The following is a 331-nucleotide window of genomic DNA, read 5'->3' as shown; positions in this document are numbered from 1 at the left end:
GCAGCGCTTCGTCAAGGATACGCCCTGGGCGCATCTCGACATCGCCGGCACCGCGATGGGCGCGCCGGCGAGCGAGATCAACCAGTCCTGGGGCTCGGGCTTCGGTGTGCGCCTGCTCGACCGGCTCGTGCGCGACAACTACGAAGGCTAGGCTTTGCAAGGATGGCCGACATCCTGTTCTACCACCTGACGGAATCGACGCTGGAAGAGGCGCTGCCCGGCCTGCTTGAGCGCAGCGTCGAGCGCGGCTGGCGCGCGGTCGTGCAGACCGGCACCGAGGAACGGCGCGATGCGCTCGACCAGCATCTGTGGACGTTCCGCGACGATTCCT

Annotated in this window: 2 protein-coding genes; both read left to right on the top strand. The window is 67.7% G+C overall.

The features are described 5' to 3' along the window. Positions 1-151, top strand: a 151-nt coding sequence (locus EN845_RS36715) for a hypothetical protein (RefSeq protein ID WP_135931310.1), incomplete at its 5' end; no start/stop codon positions are given. Between the two features lie 11 nt (positions 152-162). Then, the coding region (locus tag EN845_RS34330; RefSeq protein WP_189587442.1) for a DNA polymerase III subunit chi at positions 163-331 on the top strand (169 nt) is incomplete at its 3' end.

It is taken from the genome of Mesorhizobium sp. M8A.F.Ca.ET.202.01.1.1 (genome assembly GCF_004791595.1).
Classification (GTDB): domain Bacteria; phylum Pseudomonadota; class Alphaproteobacteria; order Rhizobiales; family Rhizobiaceae; genus Mesorhizobium.
This window is presented reverse-complemented; position numbering and strand designations above follow the sequence as displayed.